This window comes from Mesorhizobium sp. M4B.F.Ca.ET.203.01.1.1 (genome assembly GCF_004791025.1).
Lineage (GTDB): Bacteria > Pseudomonadota > Alphaproteobacteria > Rhizobiales > Rhizobiaceae > Mesorhizobium > Mesorhizobium abyssinicae.
The window spans coordinates 1-322 of the sequence record NZ_SRUO01000185.1 but is presented as its reverse complement, the minus strand read 5'-3'; the positions used below and the strand labels follow the sequence as shown (position 1 = coordinate 322).

General features: G+C 62.7%; 1 protein-coding gene and 1 pseudogene. Both read right to left on the bottom strand.

Translation table 11 applies throughout. The features are described 5' to 3' along the window. Positions 1-181, bottom strand: a pseudogene (locus EN846_RS34240) (DSD1 family PLP-dependent enzyme); the annotation flags it as partial. Then, positions 178-322: D-arabinono-1,4-lactone oxidase (locus EN846_RS34235; protein ID WP_281036127.1), on the bottom strand; the 145-nt coding region annotated here is incomplete at its 5' end. The gene EN846_RS34235 and the pseudogene EN846_RS34240, both read right to left, overlap by 4 nt.

The window sequence follows — 322 nt, the reverse complement described above, 5'->3', positions numbered from 1 at the left end:
GCGAAAGGAGCGGCATGCAAGGCAGCGACTTGTCGACCAGCCGCACCGCGAGACCCGGCGCCAGCCTCTTTTTCAACTGCGCGATGTTGCCGTCCAGCCGGTCGCGGTCGAGCACCAGGCAGGGCCGGAAAATGTCCGCGGCCTGCAATGCCTTAGATAGCTCGATGAAATAGGCGCTCATCGTTCGATGCCGAACAGGCCGGCCATGTAGGGCGACACGAAGCGGTTCTCGGGATTGATGTCGCGGCGCACGGCCATCGCATCGTCCCAGCGCGGATAAAGCTTCTTGAAATCCGCCGCCTTCAGGCTGTGCATCTTCCCC